The sequence below is a fragment of the Bariatricus sp. HCP28S3_A4 genome (genome assembly GCF_052066395.1).
Classification (GTDB): Bacteria; Bacillota; Clostridia; order Lachnospirales; family Lachnospiraceae; genus Allocoprococcus.
Map to the genome: position 1 here is coordinate 38850 of NZ_JBQHSE010000021.1, position 19487 is coordinate 58336.

General features: G+C 43.2%; 28 protein-coding genes. 2 read left to right on the forward strand and 26 right to left on the reverse strand.

The annotated features are described in order from the left end of the window. Nucleotides 1-18: 18 nt before the first annotated feature. The 3 genes from ACTNBF_RS11165 to ACTNBF_RS11175 are packed head-to-tail and all read right to left on the reverse strand — an operon-like array spanning nucleotide 19 to nucleotide 2030. Nucleotides 19-1713, reverse strand: a complete 1695-nt coding sequence (locus ACTNBF_RS11165; protein WP_441049815.1) for a recombinase family protein — start codon at nucleotides 1711-1713, stop codon at nucleotides 19-21. After that, nucleotides 1658-1840 (reverse strand): hypothetical protein, encoded by a 183-nt coding sequence (locus ACTNBF_RS11170; RefSeq protein ID WP_172680474.1) that lies wholly within the window; start codon nucleotides 1838-1840, stop codon nucleotides 1658-1660. Before ACTNBF_RS11170 ends, ACTNBF_RS11165 begins: the two co-directional genes overlap by 56 nt. Nucleotides 1841-1865: 25 nt before the next feature. Then, entirely contained in the window at nucleotides 1866-2030 is a 165-nt protein-coding gene (locus tag ACTNBF_RS11175; protein ID WP_156339392.1) for a hypothetical protein, read from the reverse strand. A 418-nt stretch (nucleotides 2031-2448) separates the two neighbouring features. On the opposite strand from ACTNBF_RS11175, the gene ACTNBF_RS11180 reads away from it, so the two are divergent. After that, a complete protein-coding gene (locus ACTNBF_RS11180; protein ID WP_427808720.1) occupies nucleotides 2449-3009 on the forward strand; it encodes a helix-turn-helix domain-containing protein in 561 nt (186 codons plus the stop codon). A 253-nt stretch (nucleotides 3010-3262) separates the two neighbouring features. On the opposite strand, the gene ACTNBF_RS11185 is transcribed toward ACTNBF_RS11180, so the two are convergent. The 23 genes from ACTNBF_RS11185 to ACTNBF_RS11295 form a co-directional block, all read right to left on the reverse strand. Next, complete coding sequence (locus tag ACTNBF_RS11185; RefSeq protein WP_441049817.1) at nucleotides 3263-3910, reverse strand: YoaK family protein; 648 nt, start codon at nucleotides 3908-3910, stop codon at nucleotides 3263-3265. A gap of 48 nt (nucleotides 3911-3958) precedes the next feature. Beyond that, a complete protein-coding gene (locus ACTNBF_RS11190; protein ID WP_441019215.1) occupies nucleotides 3959-4204 on the reverse strand; it encodes a type II toxin-antitoxin system RelE/ParE family toxin in 246 nt (81 codons plus the stop codon). Nucleotides 4205-4278: 74 nt separating this feature from the next. After that, nucleotides 4279-4536 carry a type II toxin-antitoxin system Phd/YefM family antitoxin gene (locus ACTNBF_RS11195; protein WP_441019213.1) on the reverse strand — a complete coding sequence of 86 codons (258 nt, stop codon included), beginning with the start codon at nucleotides 4534-4536 and terminating at the stop codon, nucleotides 4279-4281. A gap of 80 nt (nucleotides 4537-4616) precedes the next feature. After that, nucleotides 4617-5588 (reverse strand): site-specific tyrosine recombinase/integron integrase, encoded by a 972-nt coding sequence (xerA, locus tag ACTNBF_RS11200; RefSeq protein ID WP_427819989.1) that lies wholly within the window; start codon nucleotides 5586-5588, stop codon nucleotides 4617-4619. 83 nt (nucleotides 5589-5671) lie between these two features. Beyond that, complete coding sequence (locus ACTNBF_RS11205) at nucleotides 5672-6196, reverse strand: flavodoxin family protein (protein WP_441025431.1); 525 nt, start codon at nucleotides 6194-6196, stop codon at nucleotides 5672-5674. Between the two features lie 115 nt (nucleotides 6197-6311). Then, a complete protein-coding gene (locus ACTNBF_RS11210; RefSeq protein ID WP_005337276.1) occupies nucleotides 6312-6914 on the reverse strand; it encodes an alpha/beta hydrolase in 603 nt (200 codons plus the stop codon). A gap of 34 nt (nucleotides 6915-6948) precedes the next feature. Beyond that, nucleotides 6949-7416: a hypothetical protein gene (locus ACTNBF_RS11215; protein ID WP_005340973.1), complete on the reverse strand. Its 468-nt coding sequence runs from the start codon at nucleotides 7414-7416 to the stop codon at nucleotides 6949-6951. A gap of 24 nt (nucleotides 7417-7440) precedes the next feature. Next, nucleotides 7441-7611, reverse strand: a complete 171-nt coding sequence (locus tag ACTNBF_RS11220) for a hypothetical protein (RefSeq protein WP_441089286.1) — start codon at nucleotides 7609-7611, stop codon at nucleotides 7441-7443. 262 nt (nucleotides 7612-7873) lie between these two features. Continuing rightward, on the reverse strand, nucleotides 7874-9064 hold the full coding sequence (locus ACTNBF_RS11225; protein WP_427806823.1) for an erythromycin esterase family protein: 1191 nt from the start codon (nucleotides 9062-9064) through the stop codon (nucleotides 7874-7876). A 118-nt stretch (nucleotides 9065-9182) separates the two neighbouring features. Then, the gene (locus ACTNBF_RS11230) at nucleotides 9183-9479 is read right to left on the reverse strand and encodes a hypothetical protein (protein WP_441089287.1); all 297 of its coding nucleotides are present in this window, start codon (nucleotides 9477-9479) and stop codon (nucleotides 9183-9185) included. Between the two features lie 50 nt (nucleotides 9480-9529). Next, nucleotides 9530-10087: a hypothetical protein gene (locus ACTNBF_RS11235; protein ID WP_441089288.1), complete on the reverse strand. Its 558-nt coding sequence runs from the start codon at nucleotides 10085-10087 to the stop codon at nucleotides 9530-9532. A 52-nt stretch (nucleotides 10088-10139) separates the two neighbouring features. Continuing rightward, entirely contained in the window at nucleotides 10140-10325 is a 186-nt protein-coding gene (locus ACTNBF_RS11240; protein WP_427806826.1) for a hypothetical protein, read from the reverse strand. A 40-nt stretch (nucleotides 10326-10365) separates the two neighbouring features. Next, a complete protein-coding gene (locus tag ACTNBF_RS11245; protein WP_427819996.1) occupies nucleotides 10366-10881 on the reverse strand; it encodes a GNAT family N-acetyltransferase in 516 nt (171 codons plus the stop codon). Nucleotides 10882-10922: 41 nt separating this feature from the next. Further along, nucleotides 10923-11537, reverse strand: a complete 615-nt coding sequence (locus ACTNBF_RS11250; protein ID WP_427819981.1) for a tyrosine-protein phosphatase — start codon at nucleotides 11535-11537, stop codon at nucleotides 10923-10925. 49 nt (nucleotides 11538-11586) lie between these two features. Next, complete coding sequence (locus ACTNBF_RS11255) at nucleotides 11587-11784, reverse strand: hypothetical protein (RefSeq protein ID WP_441089289.1); 198 nt, start codon at nucleotides 11782-11784, stop codon at nucleotides 11587-11589. Between the two features lie 157 nt (nucleotides 11785-11941). Continuing rightward, the gene (locus ACTNBF_RS11260) at nucleotides 11942-12424 is read right to left on the reverse strand and encodes a hypothetical protein (protein WP_427819979.1); all 483 of its coding nucleotides are present in this window, start codon (nucleotides 12422-12424) and stop codon (nucleotides 11942-11944) included. 48 nt (nucleotides 12425-12472) lie between these two features. Next, nucleotides 12473-13372, reverse strand: coding sequence for an alpha/beta fold hydrolase (locus ACTNBF_RS11265; protein ID WP_441089290.1), 900 nt, complete (start codon nucleotides 13370-13372; stop codon nucleotides 12473-12475). Between the two features lie 40 nt (nucleotides 13373-13412). Further along, a complete protein-coding gene (locus ACTNBF_RS11270) occupies nucleotides 13413-14540 on the reverse strand; it encodes a C45 family autoproteolytic acyltransferase/hydolase (protein ID WP_441089291.1) in 1128 nt (375 codons plus the stop codon). Nucleotides 14541-14862: 322 nt separating this feature from the next. Continuing rightward, nucleotides 14863-15630 carry an EFR1 family ferrodoxin gene (locus ACTNBF_RS11275; protein ID WP_427806836.1) on the reverse strand — a complete coding sequence of 256 codons (768 nt, stop codon included), beginning with the start codon at nucleotides 15628-15630 and terminating at the stop codon, nucleotides 14863-14865. Between the two features lie 193 nt (nucleotides 15631-15823). Further along, the gene (locus ACTNBF_RS11280) at nucleotides 15824-16420 is read right to left on the reverse strand and encodes a TetR/AcrR family transcriptional regulator (protein WP_154431767.1); all 597 of its coding nucleotides are present in this window, start codon (nucleotides 16418-16420) and stop codon (nucleotides 15824-15826) included. 322 nt (nucleotides 16421-16742) lie between these two features. After that, nucleotides 16743-17309 (reverse strand): hypothetical protein, encoded by a 567-nt coding sequence (locus ACTNBF_RS11285; protein WP_441089292.1) that lies wholly within the window; start codon nucleotides 17307-17309, stop codon nucleotides 16743-16745. A 54-nt stretch (nucleotides 17310-17363) separates the two neighbouring features. Then, the gene (locus tag ACTNBF_RS11290; RefSeq protein WP_441089293.1) at nucleotides 17364-17699 is read right to left on the reverse strand and encodes a hypothetical protein; all 336 of its coding nucleotides are present in this window, start codon (nucleotides 17697-17699) and stop codon (nucleotides 17364-17366) included. Continuing rightward, nucleotides 17696-18010 carry a helix-turn-helix domain-containing protein gene (locus ACTNBF_RS11295; RefSeq protein WP_055260427.1) on the reverse strand — a complete coding sequence of 105 codons (315 nt, stop codon included), beginning with the start codon at nucleotides 18008-18010 and terminating at the stop codon, nucleotides 17696-17698. The genes ACTNBF_RS11290 and ACTNBF_RS11295 overlap by 4 nt, the downstream gene beginning before the upstream one ends. Before the next feature lie 216 nt (nucleotides 18011-18226). Between ACTNBF_RS11295 and istA the strand changes: the two genes are divergently transcribed. After that, nucleotides 18227-19487: IS21 family transposase (gene istA / locus ACTNBF_RS11300; protein WP_441089294.1), on the forward strand; the 1261-nt coding region annotated here is incomplete at its 3' end.

Below are 19487 nucleotides of genomic sequence, written 5' to 3' on the forward strand. Positions count from 1 at the left end.
CTTTTCTATCCTGCTCCATCATGACACCTTTTTTCCTTTCTGTTTACTTCGATATTCTGCTTTTGCATCGTTTACTTTCAAATCCTGATTACATTTCAAAACAAAAGTCAGTTTATATGGGGAAGGATTCCCGTTTTCATCGTATCCACCGACAATTACCTTTTCCACAATGCTTTCAAACACAATACGATCAAATTCATCCAGAATGTCTTCATTTTCCAGTGTCTTACGGAGCTGATCCATACGCTTGCTTATATTTTTCTGCTGCCCGATATTTTCTTCCAGATAAACCTTTTCTTCTGTCATCTGATGAAGTTTTCTCTGAAAACTCAGCTTCTTTTCATCATAATCTTCCTGCTCTATTTTACCATCAATCAGCAGATCTGTTAACCTGCTTTTTTTCGTTTCGATACTACTAATATCCTTTTCCAGCTGTTTCACTCTTTTTAATTCAGTATCGTCTTTCAATACATCTTCAATGGTGTTCAACACTGAATCAAGGACATCATCAAAGTTGTCTGCCAGAAGCTGGAACGCATCCACAAATGCATTTTCAATAATCACTTCATCTATGGCTTTGCAATTCGGACAACTGCTGATTCCATTCTTGATTGCATTCATACACTGCCATACTGGTTTTTTCGTTGTTGTTGTCTGGTGCCTTGTCCTCCGGGAAAGTTTATGACCACAGTATCCACACTCAAGCATGCTGCTGAATGTAAACTGTCTTGTATAACGTTCCCTGTTCCCGGTGTTCTCCATGAGCCTTGGTTTTACACGTTTCAATCGGATTTCGTCTGCTTTATCCCAGGCCTCTCTTGAAACAATCGGTTCATGATGATCCCGGATGTAATACCTGTCTTCTTCTCCCATATTAGCAAGCCGCCTTTTGGATATTGGGTCAACTGTGAATGTTTTTCCAAGCAGGATATCTCCTTTATATTTCTCATTTTTGATAATCCCCATAACACCATGATCATGCCATTCTACTTTTCCCAGTTTGTTTTTTACACCCATTTCAGTCAATCTCTTTGCAATGGTAGAGCTTCCATAGCCTTGCAGGTACATATTATAAATAAACCTCACTGTTTCAGCCTCCTGCTCATTTACGGTGATACTTTTCGTATCCGGATGATAATCATATCCCAGACAGCCATTGAATCCTACCAGCTCGCCACGCTTCATTTTCATTTTTAAACCCATCTTTACATTTTCAGAAAGAGATTCCACCTCTCCCTGCGAAAGAGAACTTAAGATTGTCAGAAGCATTTCTCCATTCATATCCAGTGTGTTGATATTTTCTTTTTCAAACACAATCGCAATATTCCGGTCACGGAGCATGCGTACATATTTGATAATATCCTGTGTATTTCTGGAAAATCGGGAAATAGATTTTGTAAGAATCATATCAATCTCCCCATTCTGACATTTTCGTATCATCTCCTGGAACCCTTCTCTTTTATCGACCTTTGTTCCGGTAATGGCTTCATCTGCAAAGATTCCTGCAGATACCCATTCCTTATTCTGCTTTATTTTCTGCTCATAATATGCTTTCTGGGATTCAAAGCTGCCAAGCTGTTCATCTCCATCCGTCGATACCCTGCAGTATGCTGCAACGCGGATACGTTCAATCTGTATGCCCGCAGTACGTCTGCCATTACTGTTCGGTGCTGCCTTTGTTGCCTCTAAAACCTGATCCTGTTTCATGCTCATAATTTTCCTCCATTTCTTTTACCTGCCACACTTTTCTTTCCTTATGTGTAACTGGTTTCTTTATTTGTGCTGTCATTTTATCTGAAATCTTAAATATGAACGAATGTTGTATTACCTTATCTTCCATTGTTTTTTCCTCAACTTTCTTTATTCTATGCAATTGCTTTCATCGGATCATCACTACGTTCCCCGACAATCAGATAACTATCCATCAGTTTCCGTCTGATTTTTTCAAATTCTTGTTCTGACAGAAGTTCTGAATGAAATAACTTTGTAATCACAGCTATTTTCTTTGCGTATTCCAACTCTTTCCTCATTGCTTCACTCCCCCTTTCCCTGTTATTTTTCGGCATCACTCCTTTCAGTCAAAATTTTGCACTTGGTTTGGCTTCCATTCGTATCATCTGCTGTCAGTGTTACAACTGACCTCTATCAGAATATTTCTGATTACTGGCAGCTTCTTCACAAACTTACCAGTCGTTTCCGGAGCATCTTCGACGCTCGCCTGAGAATAAAGCCTTACAGGGTCATGGCATCTGTGTTGGCAGATTATACAGCTCATGAAGTTTTCAATGTACATCAATTCGCTTTTTTGCGAATCCAACTTTACCGCCATTATAATTCGCTTTTCTGCGAATGTCAAGAAAATAATTCGCTTTTTGGCGAATGTTTCTGTTTACAAAAAAGTATTTTGGAAGTAAAATAGTATTATCAATAGGAAAGCAGGTATCTGATATGACGATTGGAGATAAAATAAAAAAAATCCGAACATTCCGGAAAATGACACAAGCAGAGCTTGGCGCAGCCCTCGGTTGGGGTGAAAAAGGAGCAAATCGTCTTGCCCAGTATGAGACAAACTACCGGGTTCCCAAAAAAGAACTGGTAACCGAAATGGCAAAAATACTGAACGTAAATCCTTGGACACTGTATGATGCAACGACAATGGATGCTACCGAATTCATGGAACTCTTGTTCTGGATCGATGAATTCAACCCATCCGCTATAAACTTGTTCCAGATGGAAACTTATCCCGGAGAAAAATGCAATTCCAGCGAAGATACCTCTGTCCGCTATCACGATAACGATAGCTGGCCTGCACATCCGCCTGTGGGATTATGGATTAATTATGGACTTGTCAATGATTTTATGAAAGAATGGGTTCTCAGAAAAGAAGAACTGAAATCTGGCGAGATTACCAGAAATGAATACTTTGAATGGAAAATCAACTGGCCTCAGACCTGTGATGGATGTGGGAAACATGAACCTAAAAAACAATGGAGAAACAATGGAAAATAACCACACGGACAGGGATTCATCGCAACCACCATTTTGATACAATCCAACGGTTGCACCCCCTTTTGCACCCCCTAAACACAGGAGATGCATCGCCCTCTATCCGGGCATTGGATTAGACTACTTTTCATTCTATGGAGGGTTGCAGAGTAGTCTTTTCTTTCACGAAAAAAGAGATATTACAACGCTGGGGAAGTGATATCTTTTTCTTCTTATTATAATTCACTTGTCAAGCATCAAATCGTCAAACTGAAATTTACCGGTACTCCTTAATCATCATTATAATAACGAAAGTTAAGAGTATTGGGGAAACCAGAATCGTTTTTATACCCCAGATATTAGATAGAACTCCTCCGCTTCCGGCTCCGATTGCAAAAATGATAATTATACCCCAAAAATGAAATGCTTTATATAAAGATTCCTTATCCTTATTCCGGAGGTAATGTGATAAGCTTTCTGTTCCGCTTCTTAAATTTCCTATACACATAGTGCTCGCATATCCGTATCCATGCACTTTTCTAAAAGTCTGCACCTGCATAGCACATGAAAAGGAAACTAACATATTAGCAAACATATTTAATTTGAGTGGCATAAATCCGACAAGGCCAAGCATTAGTATTTCTATAAACAGAATGATTTGTCTCCAGTGTATGCCCTTACTGTTCTTGAACTTGTTTTCAATTTGCTCGGCAATAAAAATTCCTGCAGCAAATGAAAGCAAAGGAAACATATAATGAAACCCCATAACCGCATTGCCTTGCATAAAATTCTGACTCATCAGAACAACATTACCTGTCTGAGCATTTGCAAAAACATGGTCTCTCATATTGTAAGTATATGCATCCTGAAATCCACCTGAAAACGCCAGGACAGCACTTAATCTAAAGCTCTCTGATGTTTGCAATGTAAAGAACACCTCCACAAATTCAAATTCACCGCGTAGTTGATTGATTTATATCAACTGTTCACGGTCTTGTTTATTATATAAAAAACGTCTAACTTCCATGATTTTTTTAGAACCAATACCATCTATTACAACATAATAAATAACAAAATTCTTAACATAAATACGATAGTATTTGTATTGCCTTTCTTTTACAGAGCGAAATGGTTCAAATGATTCCGCAATAGGTAATCTTTCCATTATCGCTTTTTCAACTGCATCTAATAAATCATTTGCCGCTTTTTCATTATGCAAAGTTTCTGATATATATAACTTTTTGTTCTAAATCCTCGTAAAATAAAGGTAAATACCTTAATTCATACTGTGTATCAGCCATTTACCCTCCTTCGAAGATTTGAAAAAACTTCTTCATGTGTATATCTTTTTTCATTCTCTGATGCGTATCTGTCCGCCTCGTCCAATGTAGCCTCAACACCATCTGTAAGTTTCGAGTACGCCTCTAAGCTTAATACAACCATTGCACCATATCCATTCTTTGTTAAAAATACCGGTTCTCCTCCTCCAACCGCTTTTTCAATATCAGGAAATTTATTTCTCAAGTCCGAAACTGGTCTTATCTGTATCATAGCAACCTCCTTATCCAAATTCTATCATAATTTTATCTTGCCAAATTAATTATAACCCTTATTTCTCTTTTTATCAATCACTAAGAAATATATTTTCTATGGGACATTTTCACATTATTCTGATTTACCATAGCATATCTAAGCGTTGTATCTATCTGTTCATGTCCAAGTATCTTCTGTACTTGTTCTATCGGCATTCCCTTTTCAATTGCTCTAGTTGCCATAGTTCTCCTGAATTTATGTGGATGCACCTTTTCTACACCTAACTTCTTACCCATTTCTCGCAAGCGTAATTCTACACCACTTTCAGTAAGTCTATTGTGTGGTTTATTCAGAGAAACAAATAATGCACTATTATTATCTGTCCTTGATTCGATATAGTTTATCAAATGAATCTTTGTCTTTGCATCAAAATAAGCTTTACGTTCTTTATCTCCTTTTCCATAAACAACACATTCACGTTCTGAGAAATCTATATCATCAATGTTCAATCTTACCAATTCACCTACCCGAATTCCTGTCGAAAGCAAGAAATCAATCATTGCCCTATCACGTAAATTATTACAATTATCCCTAAGAATCTCAACTTTCTCATCTGAAATAGTATCTTTTACAATAATCGCTGTCTTCACCTTATGAATTCTTTTCATCGGACTTTTTATTATATAATCTTCTTCCTCCAACCAAGAAAAGAATGTGGAAAGGCTTCTACGAATATTATCAATAGTCACCTTTCCACAATTATCTATTGCTTGATACTCTACAAGATATTTTCGTAACATTTCGGTAGATATCTTTATCACCGGTATGTTAATTGACTCCAGCATCTTCTCAATATTACACCTATAATAGCGTATCGTTTTGTCAGAACATCCTTCTAAATGCTTGGCAGTTAAAAACATATCAAGGAATTCCTCATTACCGGTTTGTAAATAGTCAACTGTATTATTCTCTGACAAACGATTTATTAAAACTTCTTGCAATTTCTGCATCTGTGATGCATTTAGTACCTCTGCCATATCATTGATAATGTTATAGATTTCTTTACCCATAAAAACACACCCCTTTTTGAAGGAGTATAGTGCAGAAAAATCAGCACATCAACAGAGTGCAAGACTGGAATTTGGTGTGTGCTTTATAAATTTTTTCCAATCCACTCAAGTTCGTTCATGGAATCCTTATTTTTTTCAAGTTCATCTCTGGCTGTTGCATAATATGATTTTTTGAAAAGCATATCCCATGAAAGATATTTTGCCATACAGTCAAACTGCTTATCAATCAGCTCATACTGGATGCTGCCTACGGGAGAACCACCTACAACAATTGTGCCAACTTTTTTGTTTTTTAACTGCAATCCACGGCAGTAGCACTTATCAATGATAAGTTTCAATTGTGCTGACATTCCCCACCAATAAACTGGTGTAGCAAAAAGAATCATATCTGCGGCAGCAATTTTATCAATGGTAGAATTTGTATCATCCTTATCGACGCATCCCTTAAAGCATTGACAGACACCACATCCCTTGCATGGTGCAATGTTGAGTTTGTCGGGTTCAATGATTTCAATTTTATTCTTTTCTGACGCTCCTTTTATAAATGCATTGATTGCTGCCAGCGTATTTCCTTTTCTGGCACTTCCATTAATGATTACAATTTTCATGCGTGTATCCTCCAACTTCCGATTTTAATGCCTCTATTATACCATAATGATACTATTATAAAAAAGGAAAAAGAGCTCCTTCGAGCTCTTTTAATTCAGTTCTGTAAACTTGAATTTATTTGGAAGATTTTATTATCCATTCATCAAGAAATTTCATTTGTTCATCCGTATGAAACCAATGCTCTCCATTTTTCATAATAGAAAGTGTTGAATTAGTCCTCTGTACAAATTCAAATATCGTTCCATAAGCGGTAAGATTATCTTTTTCACCATACAAAATGTGCGTTGGGATTTCCCATATAATAGGATTTTCTCTTGCATAGCAAAGATAATCCCATGAAAGAGTCTCTCCAAAGGTTGTCTGAATTTCTTTTTTCTCTTTGAGTTCATCCTCTGTAACATTTGCCCAAATCATCATATCAGCAATAAGCCTTTCCATATCTACAACGGGCGAAATAAAATATGCTTTCTCTATTTGCTGATTTGATAAGGCATTGATAGCAAAATACGCTCCAATGCTATTGGCAATTACTTCAACAGTCTTGTAGTTTCTATAAATTGAATTAAAAAGTAATGGAAATTCTTCTTTTGCTTCCCATGGGAACTGTGCAGTATAGTCGAGACCAATCACATCACAATTACTAAAGAGCGGTTTGTAATGAATAGCTTCTTCAGCATTACCACCTTTTCCATGTATATAAATAACTGCTTTATCCACAATAGTTATCCTCCACAAATTCAAATTGTTACACTTAAAAAAGCGGAATTTCACCATCATAGTTTTCTGCTTTTTCCAATAGCGGTCCTTTAGCTCCCATCGTAAACGCGATGTCGCTACTGCGGATAGAGAGCAGCTCCATTCCGGGTCTCACCTTCAAAAAATCCATCATTTTCTTCGTAAGAAGAATTTGCCCCTCCTGTGAAATCTCTACCCAGCAGTAGGAACGCCCCTTGTATTTGATAAATTCGCCAGAACCTGCTGAGTAGTCAAGCAACGGTGGAGTATCGTCCAAAATGTGACCAAGTTTTGACGGATGCAAAAGGCCTTTCCGGGTGACGCAGAAGCCACCGGTAATCTTACTTCCGGTAAAAAGATATACTTTTCCTTCATCTGCAATGTGATATTCTTCCATTGCCTGCGGTGGAATCCGCAATGTTCCATCCGTCCGAATGAGTGATTTCCCGAAAATAAATTTTCCTCCCTTATTCATTTGTGGCATAAAAACACCTCCTGAAATCCCGATTTAATAGCGCAAAAGGAAATATATGACATACACCCAACTAAGTAATCCATGAAAAATCGCCCAGCCGACAGACTTCCACGTTGTATAACTAATAACCATAGCTAATGCTCTTCCAAAAGTTATTCCTGATTTTACCGTTTTCTTGACAGTCATTGATTTATTATCTTCCATGTTTGTTTCCTCCACAAATTCAAAGTTTCTGTTCCAATTCTTTTGTCGGTTCTCCAATTTTCTCCGCAATGATTTCAGCGGTAGCAAGAGACATCACAAAAATTAGATTATCGTATATATCTTTGTCAGATGTTCCCCACCAATCGGGAGCCTTGCTTAATATATCTTCTAACTTTTCCTACAAAATAACAAAAACCGGAATATCCAAGCCAAACCTTTTCTGTATCATATCATCATTTGTTCCTCCCTCCATATTTTTTCATTAATGCTTTATATCTGTTGGTGTCGCATTTATCACAATAATCATTCCGTCATATAATTCTGCTGGGACATCATTGATTCTATAGCTATTTGGTAAGATCTTATTCAAAAAGCTATAACCCTCTCCGAGTGATCCCATCAGCATACTCTGATTGATAATTTTCTTTATTTTTTCTGATTTTTGCAGTTTATCAAAATCAAGATACGTCATATCCATCCCAAGGGCATACGCTGTATTTGCCAAAGGATCAGCAGAATAAAATTTTCGCGTAATTCTTTTTCCATTTTTTCCAGGCAAATTGCATTCTGTTTTGTAAAAATCTGTGCCAATGACAAAATAATCATCACCATATTTTTCAAACAGTTCTTCACCCATGAATGTAGTATATGTACTCTTCTTTGCCACATGTCCGTTATGCCCCGAAATCATAAGCATAGATTCGTTTGCTTTCTGAACATGCTCATAAATCCAGTCGATGTTTTCAGCCATATAATGATCCCTTATTTTTGCATAATCTACATTTGACGCATTACTAAGCTCCTGATTTTGCAGATAACATCTCGCTGCCTGCGCATACATTTCCATCCCTGGTATATTCTTTAAAGTTTCCGCAGCATCTTCCATATCGGTATACTGCATCTTAAGTTCTGAAAATGCTTCATCTACACATTTTTGATCCAAGTCGGAGTTTTGCATATCAAACCCATAAAAGCTTAACATCTCTTCCGGTTTTGCCTGTTTATTATAATCTGCCATATAGCGAATCAATGCCCTCATTTCATCCGTCTGGTAAATATGAAAAGCAAGTGCTTCCACTGCATCATCTTCCGTATTTTTTCCCTCACCGTGTATATATTGATTTACCAATAAGCATCCACCATAATCTGCTTCTAAGGCAAAGGCCTTACAGTTATATTCCTCTACCATTTTTCTAAACATATCAAGCTTTAATTCCTGAAATTCTTTATTTCCGTGGGTCGCCTCTCCAAGAGCGAATATCTTTACATTTTCCGGTATCGCAATATCATCGATTTCCTCTGCAACTTTCAGAAATTCTTCATTATTTACCTGTGTTCCGGAGTTCATGCCCCCATAAGATATATATCTTATGAATGCCATGATTGCAGCTCCAAATAGAAACGCCACGATTATCTTTCCAATATATCGCTTTTTTGCATGATCTTTTTTCATCCATCAACCAACTCCTCTCATCTTTTCACGCTTATAATTTCGAAAAATTTGACACCTGATATCACACACGGCTCAATATGTGTATGTTCAGGATATGTGATATTTACATTTTCAAAACTTACAACTTCCACTCCACTCCGTCCTCGTCAGTCCAAGTATCCGTACCGTTATAGATAAAACGGCGTTCAATACGATCCATATAGGTGCCGTCCGCTAATTTATATACCGTTGTCGTGTCGCCGCGGAGATTCACAAGCTCTACCACATCCGCTCCCGGATAACCCGACTCAGCTTCATCATCTCCACCCTTTCCTGTTTCGCCCTCGCCCTGCGACCAGCAAAGCAAGAGCCCCTTATATTCTGTGTACAGGAAAGTCCCGTCATCCGTTTTCCCAGCCGTAAACTCCATTTTCATGGAGCTTTGGTCAAAGTCATTGGTCATGTCGGCGGAGAGAATATCGCCACTCAGCGAATATGTACCGGTTCCGCCGTCACGGCATCCGGATTATTATGCTCCTGCACCGGTGGCGCGATGGAAACGGAGGTGTCCGTCGTTTCCCTGGTAGGAGCCTCAGCGGGAAGGATTTCTTCTTCCACAGTGGAATTCGACGGCTCCGGTGTCTCCGCCGGTTCCGTACTCGCAGGCACTTTTTCCACATCAACGTGGATCCTGCCCTTTGCATTCTGCCCCGCAACGACGATTGCGTAGGGACCGTCCACAGGAGCCTCCACGGTAAATTCCGTCACGGTTCCGTCTCCCTGATAGAGCGATGTTCCGTCCGGTGACGTAATCTTCATCTCCAGCGCCCCTTTCACCGTCTCGAATAAAATCTTGAGCGTATCACCCTGCTTCAGCTCCAGGGTGTGGGTGTCCGTGCCGTTCATGATTTTGACATCCAAGTGGTAGGAATCCGCGTTCTTTGCGCTGCTGCCGTCAAAGGCGGAGCTGGATGCGCACCCGGCCAGAGATAGCAGGAGGGCACAGACGGTTATAACAATAACGAAAAATTTTTGCTGTTTCATAATGGTTTCCTTTCAGGATTCAGATTTGGTTTGATTGAACATGATCAAGTTGCTATTTCTTATCCATATTCATCCGAATCACATTAAAAAGGTTTGACAGCAATATGCACGCCAATGCGATTGCCAATGGTGTCGTGGTCTCATTTCCGTCAAAAATGCTGACGCACAGAAAGATTGCACCCGCTGCGATCAAACCTAAACTTGCTATGATGAAAAGTTTATTCAATATTTTTTTCATTTCATTTTCTCCTCTTTCAAAAAATCTTACTCATGACTGCTTAGCGCATGTCCCGGTTCATCAGATCAAAGTCAATGTACTGCCCGTTCAGCTTAAAGAAGGCCGGGAAGGTACACAGCTTGCGGAAGCCGAACTTCTCATAGAGCCGGATGGCGCGGAGATTGTCGCTTCGGACCTCCAGATTGATCTGCTCAAAGCCGTTTTCCACAGCAAACGCAAGAACGGCTTCCATGAGCGCGGAGGCGGCCCCGTAGCCCCAATAGGCTTTTCGCACGCTGATCCCGAACTCGCCCCGATGGCTCATGCGCCTCGGCTTGCGGTTCAAACTGGCATCTCCGATGATTTGACCGTCCGCCCAGGCAAGATACTGCACATTGTCCTTTGAAGCGACCTGCGCGGCCAGATACTGCGTTTCCGCCTCTACATCCAGCGGTACGCCCTCCGGGCCGAAGCTGAGATTGTCCGTCTCTCCGCCGACGCATTTCAAATAGTCCAGCAGGGCGGCGGCGTCCTCCGGCCGCGCCTGCGTAATCATAAACGGTGCATTTTTCTCCATATTCACTTATATACCTCCAGGTTTGATCCGATATTTCGTTTCTATATATCCGCTTCTCCGGTAAAAACGCTTTGCGCTTTCTCCTCGATTTGGGAAAGGGCAGCCAAAACCTTTTTTATATTCTCCTCTCTTGGGAGAATGGTATGAATGTTTACCTCCGGATGCTCCGCAGCGAACGCTTTCAGGAAGTCCAACAGGTTGTCCTTCGTTTTCATGTAATCCTCGATGATCACGCTGTCGCTGAATCCGAGCTGTTTCAGCAGGATCGCGGAAACCACGCCGGTTCTGTCTTTTCCCGCGCCGCAAAAGTACAGCACATTGCTTTCCGCCTTCACAATGGCACAAATGATCCGCTCCATCTGTCCATCTATCATCTTGACATAAGCATCGGCAACAGAATCCGGAGATTCTGGTACGGCTCCGCCCCCGGTAACAGGCAGATGATAGTAGGTAAACCCGCTTTCCGTCTCAAGTCTGCATGGCTTTTCTGCATATTCAGTCTTATCTCGCAGGTCAATGATTGTAGTAACGCCATTTTTTCGCAGCCAGCTGACTTCTTCATCCGAAAGGCACCCCGGATAATCGCTTCTGATATACCGCAAGGTTCCCGTGGGCAGCGCTCTCGTATTCCTCGTTGATTTCAGCAAAGAACCCATACGGCTGCCCTCCAATCCTCCTTTTGGCAAAAATTCATTGGTATCCTCCTCACAATTTTTTTACGCACATACCGACCAGCAGTCCGACGAGCATCCCCATAGACAGGGTGACGCCGATGTACTCCGGGAAAATGGTGCCAACGGCGGCCCCGAAGCACATCCCCAGGCTCATCCCCATGGCCTCATAGCCGTTTTTCTTTTCCTGCTTCCTTTTCTTTTCTGCCAGTCCGGCGAAGAACACAGCCAAGCGATCCCGGCCACCACCAGCGGCAGCGCCGCCATCATAAAGTCACGCATAAATTTTCACTCCCTTTTTCTTTTAAGACACCACTGCGCAAAGATCGCCTGACGGCTTTGTGAGGTGTTGCCTTTACTCTACAACAAAATCTGTCCAATCAATATGGTTATACACCATCCTTTATCGCCGCCCAAGATAGCGGAATGTATGCCGCTTGTATTCCCGGTACGCCGCGTTCCAACCACAGGCCGCAGATGATGCCCCGAAAGAAGATTTCCTCCGCCATACCGATTCCAAGCGTCAAAAACAAGTTTGCTAAAATCAATGCCGCACCACCGTTAAAGTTTATTCCCGCCGTAAAAGGGGAAAGGGCAATGAGCAAAAGCGGCGAAAAATAGAGCATTCTCTTCGCTGCCCCTTTTTCCGCACTGCGAAATCCCAGCTTTAAGATTCCTTTGTATCGGATGATGGAATTCGCCAATGTGATAATCACAAGCCCCCAGATTACAGCACCCCTGATCAGCGCGGAGGGAATGCCCTCTATTCCCGTGATCACCACGATTGCTCCTTGCGCGAAAAAGAACAACAGCAGCACAAGCATTGCCCCGGCGGTTTTCAGTACGATTCTGTCTTTCCGTTTCATTTTCATTTTGAGCCTCCTGTCCCATTCCCCGGCAATGTGCCAAAAGAAGTTCTGTCAATGCGATCTGTCTTCCACAAAATCGGAAACCGCTTCTTTGATTTCCTCTGCGTGTCCTGTCAGCAAATGCCCGCCACTTTCAAAGGAAATGAACGTGCAATTTGGGAATCTTGCTACCGCCCTCTCCGTTTCGATGTAGCTTGCCAGCTTATCGTCCTTTGCGTGGAAAATCAGCGTGGGGACCTGTAAATCCTCAATCGGATACTCCCCAAAGTCCCTCGCCATATCGGGGTTGGTAACGGAAGCGTCCAGTATCACGTCGACTTTTCTGTCGTTTATGGGTAGCATACTGTAAATGGTGGACTGCTCCATCCCCATGATCGGCTCAAACATAGGGCTTAACAGGAACATGACGTAATCGTTGCACAGGAACGGGGGCGGTCCGGCATATTCGGCATATTTCTCCGGCTTCTCCACAGGCGGCATGGCGGAGCAGTATAAAATCAGGCCCTTCGTGCGCTGGGGATAATCAAGGGCAAATCGGATCGCGACGCTGCCGCCTGCCGATGTGGCCAGAAGGTGCACCTTGTCAATGCCCAGCTTGTCCAGCAGCTCCACATAGGCCGCCGCCTGACTGGCGGGCGTTCCGTCGCCGGAAACGTCGCTTCCCAGGTATCCGAACCGTGAGGGAGCGATGATCCGATAGTCGGAGCAAAAGTCCTTACAGGTGTCATAAGCCTGGTCATAGCCGCCGAAAATGCCGTGGACGGATAAAATCACCTCGCCCTCACCCGAATCGACATAGGTTATTTCGCCGTAGCTTAATGCCGCCGTCTGGGCATTGTAAGCGGCAAGACGATTTTTACTTTCCCTCACCGCCGCACCGCATCGTATCCCCTGGACAATGAAATACATTGCCAGGGCAAGGAATACTCCCCCCGCTATGTAACTCCACATTCGCTTACACCTTCTCTTTTCAGTCACTGATTTCGTAAAATCAAACCTCCAGACACTTCGCCCGCTGAGCCAGCTGTTCGATCATCCGGTTTACGATTTCCGGCTGGTCATAGACGCAGCTCCAGCAGGTTTTCTCTCCGCCGTTCTCGCCGGGGAAGTTGCTCTGCGCCACAGCCGCCAGGGCGGCGCGAACGTCCTCGGCGGTCATTACACCCTTTGCCGCATTCCGCCGCTGGGTGAGCGTGTTAAAACGCACATAGGACTGACCGTTGCCGGAGGTGCCGTCGTCCCCGTGGAGATAGAAGTTGGTCACCACCGGAGTGTCGGTCACTACCATCTCGCCGTTTTGCCACTCCACCGCCACGCTCCGCCCGGCAGCGTCGGAGAGGGAGAAGTGCTGGGCGCGGCCCAGGGAAAAGTGCATATCATACTGCGAAAGCAATTCCAACGCTTCCTCTACATTCGCCGCCTTGTCCAGCAGCATCCGCAGACCGGAGACAATGGTAATGTCGGGCTTATCGGTATTCTGGTCGACACCCTCCTCGTGGCTCACCATGAGATCAGCCACGCACAGGCCCTTTTCGTTCATGCCGTCCAGGATAGCGTAGACGGAAGCCAGCGCCATGAACTTATCGCCCATGCTTCCATCGGGCTTCCAGTCCTCCCCAAAGCCCAGGAAGTCCAAATTGCAGGTGGCGATGGACTCATAGCCATTCTTGGGGATGGTATGTACCAGCATTTTGTCACATTCTTCCCAGTCGAAGTTGCGGCCAAAGAGGGCCGCACCGTCGGGACTTGTCACCGCGACGGTGGAGCAGCCGTAGTTTCCCCCGGCGGTGGAGGTGTCCGGCTTCCAGAAGCCGTGAGAGAGGAATGAGGCGATGCAGTCTCCCATCTCGGCGTCGCTTTTTGCCCCGCCCTGCCCCAGAAAGCCATCGAAGCCATAGTCTCCCTTATATTCCATACTCCACAGATGATCATCCAGCTTCTCGATGGTCATGGCCGCCGTGAGCTGGGTGCCGAACATGGTCCACGCTCCCGCAAGGGCTGCAATCAGCACAGCCGCAATAACAAGAAGCGCGATTATCGCCTTTCCAAGTCTTTCCGAGGAAGACGAGTCCGCTTCGTTCGATTTACAAAGCTCTTTTTCCGAAACGATCATTTTCATATACTCCTTCCTTATCCATCGGGGCGCATTTATCATTTTATTCTGTACCTGCTTATATCGTAAGTCATTGTCGTGTAAACGAGAATTTATCTTACCCTTGCCATATAGTAATCCAATTGGTTCATCAAACTCCAGAATTGTTCTGCTTCATCCACGGATAGTGTTCTATACTCCATTTTCATATCCTCGCAAATTTTGATTCTCCGGTGAGCCACTCGTCTCTTGAAATTGCAAACACACCGGCTTTTCATTGCCCTCATCCGAAAACGCATCGACATCCCAATTTTTCTATCCATAAGCCGCTTTCCGCCCTCATGCACTTTCACTCCTCAGAGCCGTATTTTTCAAACCGGCACTGCTCTATTACCTCGTCCCCGAGCAGCGTGATGGCCTTTTGGGGGCAGCGGCTGATACAGCGGTAACACATGGTACACCGGTCTTCCGCGGTGGCTTTCCCGTCTCGCAGGGAGAGATTTTTCGTGGGGCATAAAGAGACGCACAGCCCGCAGCCCACGCATTTTTCGCTGATTTTCAGCTTGTCTGTGTATCCCGCCGTCTTGCCGTAAAACCACAGCCGCTGTCCAAAAAGTCCCTTCAGGTGGGAAAAGAAGGACAGCCCGTCCTGGGGGTAGTTTCCTTGCTTGATCTGCCGTGCGGCAGCTTCTATCTTTTGGTCGGCCTGACGGACGATCTCCCGGTTTTCCTCTGGCGTTTTCTTCAGCAGTTTGCTGTCGCAGACGGAATCCGGCATTTTGATCTGCAAACCGCCGAGTATTGTCGCCCCGCGTTTTCTTAAAATTCGAGCCGTACATCCTGTTCCATCACCGCTGAAAAGCCCCATCGTATTGACGCAAAAGACCTTTTTCCCATTCCATAGAGAAGAATGATTTTTAATAAAATCACGCACTATGATAGGGGCATTGGAAAACTGCGTCGGGTAGCCCAGCACAATGATGTCATGCTTTGTCAATATTTGAATCATCTCTGTATGTTCTAACGGAAAACTCTGAGCAGACGCGTCCAACAGTTTGACTAACTTTTCGACACAATGTTTTGTATTTCCAGTTCCGCTAAAATAGATTCCAATCATGAACGCATCTCCTTCCTTAAATGGGAAATTGCTTTTTTACAGTGCGGTTACCCAAAAACATACTGCTGAAATTGCATAAAGTGGTGTCATAATATCTTTTCATTTTCATCTACACAATGCCTATATTTGCTTTTACACATTCCGTAATTTTCTGTCATTCATCTGTTCACTGGTGATGGTTTGTACGATCAACTTACTTCATCCCATAAATTTCAACAAAATGTGACAGATGCACACCTATCTGCGTCCACATTTCGTCCGTCCTGTCAGGCTCCCGGTCTGCAATCTCTATCATCACTGTTACCGGTGCTACGATTTCCAGAGCAAGCAGATTGGCATCAAACCTGCGAATCAAATTCTTTTCCATCATTTTTTCTAACATCAGAGCATACATTTCCTGATTTCCGGTCAGCTGGTGCTTTGATGTAAGTGCCGCAATCTTTTCATTTCTATACTGCTCCTTTGTACAAAATCTTCTGACCTTTTGTATCTGCGGATCCTTCATTGTGAATCCAACTCGTCTCAGACAATCTTCCTTGAATTCATCCAGTGACTCCGGAATCTTATCCAAATGAGAGCTATTTCCGAAATTCTCGTCATATTTATGTTCCATCATGGCAATCAGGGAATCGAGAATATCTTCCTTTCCCTTATAATGTGCGTATATGGATGGACCTTTTATTCCCACAGCTTCTGCAACTAAATCAATGGATGTCTGGTCATATCCCTTTTCAGAAAACAAATCAAGCGCTGCGAAAAGAATTCTGTCCTTTGTTTTTATCTTTTCCATTTCTTTTCTCCAATCTTCATATCCCTAATAATCGTTAGGAATATTATACCTAATATTCGTTAGGAAGTCAATATGTCATGAAAACGAATCACAGCAAGTTTTCATCCTTGTTGTTCAATATTAACGATACAAAAAAGTGTCTCCGACACTTCAACGCCCCACCCCTCATTCATGAGGGGTTACAAAGACATTTGTTCAGCAGGATATGCAGTTGTGTTGTTTTGTGAGCACGCATTCCAAAACGCAAAAATCCCCGGAATACCATCTGATCAGAAGATGATATTCCGGGGATGACCTGAATCACATTTTCTATTTACGGCACCTACTCGATGTTCAACTCAGCAAGTCCTCCGCCGCGAATCTGGGCGTAGGAATTATTGCCATACAGCTCTCTGCCTGCGATATAATCCGGGAAGGCAGCAGCATCGCCTCTGGCCCATTCCGGCTCCGGGTCTCCGGGATTTGCCACCGAGGAATGATCGGCATACAAGAAATCCGCCGCCAGCTTTACCTTCCGGGACCCCACGCTGTACAGAACGTAGGCATCGTTTTCAGCTTCTTCCCGAAAGCAGTTTTCCTCGTAGTCATATGCCAGCGTGATGCCATCTTCTGCCATGTCGCCGTTGATATCCGCACAGGTGGTTTCCCCGAGGCTGTTCTCGCTGCGCTTCAGTGCATCAATCCTTCGTGGCTCTCCCCGCAGGAGCAGGACATCTCCAACCTTCATCTGATTGACGGCATCCTTATCAAAGGTCTCGTAGCTCCAGAATTTCAAAACCATGTACTGACCGTCTGCGTCTGCCGAATAGTCTGCGTTGCCGTCCGCGGTTACATGATATACCCCATCGGGAATAGCCCCTTCCATAGCCCCCGCCAGAGGATCGGGCATGGGTGCGATGATCGCAAACTGCCAGATGCCCCTTTCGGTTCGTGTTTCTACATATTAAATAGTAATCTCAATCCCTCCCCGGAAGACTACCGTGCTGCTTTTCTCATCGATGCGGATGTGATCCACCAAACCGCCCCACAGTTCTTCCCGGAATTCTGTCTGCTCTCCCGTCAAATCTTCCAGCTTGTTGATGAAGTTCGTGAGAATTTCCCTCGTGTCATTCTTCTCCTGGATGAGTGCCTCCAGTTCCTGAAATCGGCTATGCTTTTCACCATAAATGGTGCGGAGCTTCTTTTCGTTCTCTGCCTGCTCCGTCTGATCCAGGGCTACACTTGCATTCTTGTCCCAAATTGGACTATCCACCTTTAGGCTCTTCTCATCTCCATTCAATCATTTTCTTCTCCTAATGGAACTTCCCGGATAATATATTCGGTATCTCCATAAAAGCCATATTCGTTACGCAATCTGTGACGTTCCACATATCCATGATGCTCTAATTCCTTAATTGCGGAACGAACAGAATCAATTCCATCTCTGCTCAATGTTGCCAGTCCCTGCATGTTATAATTCCAATCGTCTGGTAGGCTTAACATCAGCGACAATAAGCCTTTCGCTTTCAATGTCAGATTCTTATTCTTGAAATGGTGATTACTCATTACCGTATAATTCTTAGTTCTCTCCACACGAAAAATCTGTGCCAAGCTCCTCACCTCCTTATGAAAAAAGACACAAATCAATTTTCATGACCTGTGCCTTTTCCTTCTGTATATAGTAAAATAAAAGTACCTCAAATCGGAAAGTAAAATTCCCAAATATCGGATTGGGAATTTCCCACAACAAAGCAGGACATCTTGAACCACTTAACCAATACCGTTATCCTTTGGTAGAGACCAATCTATTCAAAGGAGGAAAGGAAGATGCTCAAAATGTCCCAAATCAATCATATCAGAGATTTGAGTAAATGTGGATACAATGTTTCTGAAATTCATAGAAAAACAGGGGCTGACCACAAAACAATTGAAAAATATCTTGCAAAGGAGGACTTTTCAGAAGAACCTCCTAAACGAAAAATTCGAAAATCTATCCTCGATCCGTACAAACCGCTTATTCATGATTGGATAGAAGAAGATAAAAATCATTGGAGCAAACAACATCATACCGCAAAACGGATCTATGACCGGCTTGTAGCAGAGGAGGAATATACCGGAAGCTATGACACGATCCGCAAATATGTCCATGGGATCCGGAAAGACAGACAGCAGAAAGCAACGCAGGAACTCGTATGGCTTCCAGGATTTGCACAAGTCGATTTTGGGGAAGCAGATTTTTATGAGGAAAATATCTGCAGACGAAGAAAATATCTTGTCCTTTCATTTCCATACAGTAATGATGGATATGCACAGGTATTTGGTGGCGAGACTGCGGAATGCGTATGCCAGGGTCTACAGGATATTTTCGAATACATAGGCGGTGTACCGGAAGAACTGGTCTTTGACAATGCAACCGATGTAGGCCGTAAGATCCATGATAAAGTTGTGGAAACGGAATTATTTTCCCGGTTTCGTGCCCACTATGGTTTTCGGATTCGTTTTTGTAATCCAAAATCAGGATGGGAAAAAGGGAACGTGGAAAACAAAGTAGGTACGATACGAAGAAATATTTTTGTCCCGATTCCCCATTACCACGATATGGTCAGCTATAATAAACAGCTTCTGGATGAACATTTGAAGAAAGCTGCTGAAATGCACTACAAAAATGGAGAGGTCATTGCGGAACTATTTGAAGAGGACAAACGTCATTTCTCTTCCCTGCCATCAAAACGCTTCAATGTATGCAGATATGATGAATTTAAGTGTGACGGGTATGGAAAAATCTGTATGGAAGGTAAACATTTCTATTCTACAAAACCGGAAAATCATGGTGAGAAAGTATGGGTAGGTATCAGGGCACATTTCATTGAAATACTCAATCCAGATGGCACGATACTTATACGCCACAAGCGGGAATATGGTGACACAAGGACAGATACCTCTGATTACAGCACAACACTTGAAGTACTCTCTCGGGATTCCGGGGCATGGAGAAACAGTGGTGTCCGGGCAGATGCATCTGAGATACTGCGTGATTATTTGGATTCCTTACCAAAACCGGAATTAAAGGCAGGATTACGGCTGCTAA